General features: G+C 56.0%; 3 protein-coding genes and 1 tRNA gene. 3 read left to right on the forward strand and 1 reads right to left on the reverse strand.

Annotation, left to right across the window (positions count from 1 at the left end):
* Positions 1-439: 439 nt before the first annotated feature.
* Entirely contained in the window at positions 440-826 is a 387-nt protein-coding gene (locus tag WBC85_RS10080; RefSeq protein WP_424436185.1) for a hypothetical protein, read from the forward strand.
* Positions 827-1,299: 473 nt separating this feature from the next.
* Here WBC85_RS10080 and WBC85_RS10085 read toward each other — a convergent pair whose 3' ends face one another.
* Positions 1,300-2,745 (reverse strand): IS1182 family transposase, encoded by a 1,446-nt coding sequence (locus WBC85_RS10085; RefSeq protein ID WP_424436188.1) that lies wholly within the window; start codon positions 2,743-2,745, stop codon positions 1,300-1,302.
* Positions 2,746-3,023: 278 nt separating this feature from the next.
* Here WBC85_RS10085 and WBC85_RS10090 point away from each other — a divergent pair, with 278 nt between their 5' ends.
* Together WBC85_RS10090 and WBC85_RS10095 are read left to right on the forward strand one after the other, a co-directional pair.
* A complete protein-coding gene (locus WBC85_RS10090) occupies positions 3,024-3,953 on the forward strand; it encodes a nucleoside hydrolase (protein ID WP_424436191.1) in 930 nt (309 codons plus the stop codon).
* A gap of 72 nt (positions 3,954-4,025) precedes the next feature.
* Positions 4,026-4,115, forward strand: a tRNA-Ser gene (locus tag WBC85_RS10095).
* The last annotated feature ends 87 nt before the right edge of the window (positions 4,116-4,202 follow it).

Below are 4,202 nucleotides of genomic sequence, written 5' to 3' on the forward strand. Positions count from 1 at the left end.
CAGACGTTCTCGATCATTCCGTTTGTGCAGAGCGGGGATCAACAGCCGGACGCCAGCGGTGGATTGGCGCTGGTTGCTTGATTGAAGCGAAACCATCGACTGACAGGACAGGGGAGCCGCGGCAACGCGGTTCCCCTTTTTTTGTTCGTATGCTCGAGAGATACCCGCGCTTTCCCGGCACTTCGACTGACGTCGCCAGCAGGATTGCTTGATATGTATCGTCTTGTCGAACCACAGATCTGTGTTACAATAATATACTAACGTTTATTGTATCTTGAGAGGGCGGATGGCTAGAAAACCGAAAACGGATCGCGCTTGGTTCGAGAGTTTTGATCTCGAAGCCGAGGTAACAACTCTGATCACGCGCATTGAGACATGTACCAATTTCTGCCTTCCAGACCAAAAGCACGAGTTGGTGTTTTCTTAGGCGGCGTCGCAGTTGCGCAAAACGAGAGAAGCCTACGCCGATGCGAAGAGCGAGGGCAAACCAGTCTCCACATCCCGCCGGGACTTTCTAACGACCATACAGGATACGATTTTCTTGGCGATTCCGGCCGAGAATGTCGCGCTGATGCCGTTGAGTGAATATGTCCTGAACGATCCATCCTATTATGAGGACGCTATGTGTCGCGCGGCATCCCTCACCGAGGACGAGCTTTTTATGGCTCTCTCGGCCTTACTCAAAGACATGACAGTGCAAGACGCCCGCGACTTTGTATCGAAGCTTTGGCATGATGGCATCGACGGCAATGCCATAAAATACGCTGAAGCATTGAAGCGTCCCGAGCGTGAGCGCGTTCCACTGCGGCTAGGTCATATTGTGTAGGCGAGCGGCGCCGTGTTTTGTCCGATCTTATCGGGCACTGACACTCTGGTACCGCTGCAGGGCGGGATATTTAGGTACGGCCCAAACCGGAAATAGACGACTTGCGCAGCAAAAGTCTGGAAAGAGTCCTCTTTACCAAATGCCGTCCCGCTGCATTTAGCTTGAGCAGAAAATTCAGCTTGTTGCGACCGGCCCTTAGCTGCCGTTCGCCCATCGACGATCATGCCGCACTGCGGCCCGTCGAACCGGCCATTCGCTGCGACTGCGAAATCTCGGCGCAATTGAACTCACAGTCTGCGGAGAGGGTGTGTGGAAACTCTTTTGCTCGCGAGGCCCGGTGTCGTTTTCGACGTTTGTGTTCGGTTTGGCGTGAGATCGTCATTTGGGCTGCCCTGATGGATTGTGGGGACGGCGGTGGCTAACTGAGAGCGATCAGGCATTTTGGGCGCAAATTTTAGGGCAGATGAGGTCTCTTACGCCTTCATCACTGCGATCATCGCCGGAATGCCCATGATCTTCATGACGCGGGTCATATTGTAGGCAAGCACATGCAATGCCATCTCGGTGGCGACGTTTTTCAGGGTGCGCATCTTGAAGTGGGTGGCCCCCATCCATGATTTGATGGTGCCGTATGGATGCTCAACGGTCATGCTGCGGACAGCCAGTTGGGCTGGGTCAGCATCAAGTCGGTCTTGCGCGCGCTCAAGCACATCTTCATGCTCCCACCGGCGAACACGTCGTTCTTTGCTGGTCGTGCATTTGTCCTTGATGACGCAATCGGCGCAAGCTCCCGACCAATACGACCTGATCGCTTTGCCGTCTTGCTGGCCAGTAAATCGGTAAGTCAGGTTCTCGCCTGCTGGGCACACATAGACATCCAGATCGCGGTCATATGCAAAGTCAGCTTTGTCAAACTGGCCACGTGCGCCGGCGTTTGATGTCATGGGTTTGGGAACGACAACCGAGATGCCAGACTCTTCGCTTGCAACAATTTCTTCGCCTTTGTAATAGCCCTTATCCGCGATTGCCGTGAGCTGATCTGTCGTCATTTCATCGCGGGCCGCCACAGCCATCATCGACAAGGCATCACGATCAAACCCAAACATCGTGACTTCATGCGCAACGATCAGGTGATGGTCCGCCTCAACAGCCGTTTGCACGTTATAACCCACAATGCGCGGCATCCGCGCTGTTGTTGCCATGGAGCGGGCGTCAGGATCGCTCAGTGAGACCTGCGTCTCACCTGTCTCATCCATGCGCTGTTCAATTGATCTGTAACGCGCGGCCTCTTTTTGCAGATGCTCCAGCTTTCGAAGGGTCCGCTCCATGCGCGCCTCTGGCAGAACTGTGCCCGTCTGCTCAAACACCTCATCGGCACGATCCAACTCCCCCAAATAGCGCTCAATTGCTTTGTCGATCTCGCCCAGCTTCTGGCGCAGCTTACCGCGCGTATAATTCTTGGCCTTGGCATTCACAGCCTTGAACCGACTGCCGTCAATCGCAACCACATCTGCGTCGAGCAAGCCCATGTTGCGGCATAGCGCCACGAACTGCTGACACACTTTGCGGATCGCGAGGCCGTTATCTTTGCGGAAGTCAGCAATCGTCTTGAAGTCAGGCTTCAACCGACCTGTCAGCCAAATGAGCTCCAGGTTGCGGCCGCACTCCCGTTCCAACCGTCGCGATGACTGCACCTGATTGAGATATCCATAGAGATAAATCCGCAGCATCAACCCAGGATGATACCCCGGCCGACCCGTGCCAGCAGGCCGCGCGTTGAAGCCAAGTGATGCGAGATCAAGCATGTCGCTAAAGGCATCAATGGCACGAACCGGGCTGTTCTCGTCAACATAATCATCAAGATGTTCAGGCAGCAACATCGTCTGCTGGCGATCCAAACCTTCGATAAATTGCGCCATGAACAACCTCCGCACCGAATACGGAAATCATACCATCATTACGGAAAAGCGGGGAAGTTTTCACACACCCTCTCCGCATACCGACGTTTCAGCCAGCAAAAATGCTGCAAGATGCACGAATGTCCGCAATGACGGGCCGCACTGCAGCATCCTGAGGTGGACGTGAACGGCAGCAATGGGCCGAAAGCTCCGCAATCGTACCCAAACTCGACCCTAGCCGTTGCACCTCCCCCCAAATTCGGTCCAACCTACTGCCATCTCAATCTGGACACACCCCCATGCCCAACCCCATCAAACTCATCATTGACACAGACCCGGGCATCGACGACGCCATGGCGATCTTTTATGCCGCCGCAGCCGCCGACATCGATCTGCTCGGTCTCACCACGATCTTCGGCAATGTCACAGTCTCCCAAGCGACCCGCAATGCGCTACGTTTGCTCGAATGGGCTGGCCTGCATGACGTTCCCGTCGCCCAAGGAGCCGCAAAACCTCGCGCCCTGCCCCCCTTTGCCCCCTCGCACAATGTTCACGGCAGCGAAGGATTTGGCGACATGCCTGCCGAGACACCCAAGGGCAAAGCCATCGCTGAATCCGCCGCCGAATTCCTCACCCGTATGGCGCGCGAGCATAGGGGCGAGCTGGTCCTTTGCCCCATCGGCCCCCTTACCAATATTGCCGACGCGCTCGATCTCGATCCCGAGTTCGCAACAAACGTTGCGCGGATCGTGCTTATGGGCGGCTCGCTCGAGGAAGGCGGCAACATCACGCCCCACGCGGAGGCCAATATCTACCACGACCCCCACGCCGCCGAACGCGTCTTCGCCTCTGGCGCGCGTATCGAGATGGTCGGCCTGGATGTGACACACCGCATCCTTTGTACTGCGCAAGACTTCAACACGATGGAAGCCGCCGCCCCGCGCCTTGGCGGAATGATTAACAAGATGAGCCGCTTCTATCTGCATTTCTACACGACAGTTGGAAAGCACGACGGCTGCTCGCTACATGATCCCGCTGCCGTGATCGCCTGCACCCACCCCGAGCTGTTCACCCCCCGCGCAGTGCCCATCACCGTGGCTTGCGAGGGCGAAACCTCTGGTGCCACACTGATCGCAACGGACGGGCGCGCGACAAGCCAAGTGTTTGTGGCAACCCGGGCCGATGCAGTGAAGCAGCAATATATGGATGTGATGGCCCAACTGGATTAATCACCGCTTTTTACGCAAATCATGCGTTTTCCGACTTGTATCCCCTCCCGTATCAAGGATATCCCCGTCGGCGGAGACGTGGCCGAGTGGTCGAAGGCGCTCCCCTGCTAAGGGAGTAGGCCCGGAAGGGTCTCGAGGGTTCGAATCCCTTCGTCTCCGCCACTAAACTCAATAATACCGTTGATTTTATTTAATTTTATTCATCACCGGAGGCGGCGCGCCTACTTTTGTGCCTACTTTGGCTTGAGG

This window comes from Planktotalea sp. (assembly GCF_049680325.1).
Lineage (GTDB): Bacteria > Pseudomonadota > Alphaproteobacteria > Rhodobacterales > Rhodobacteraceae > Planktotalea.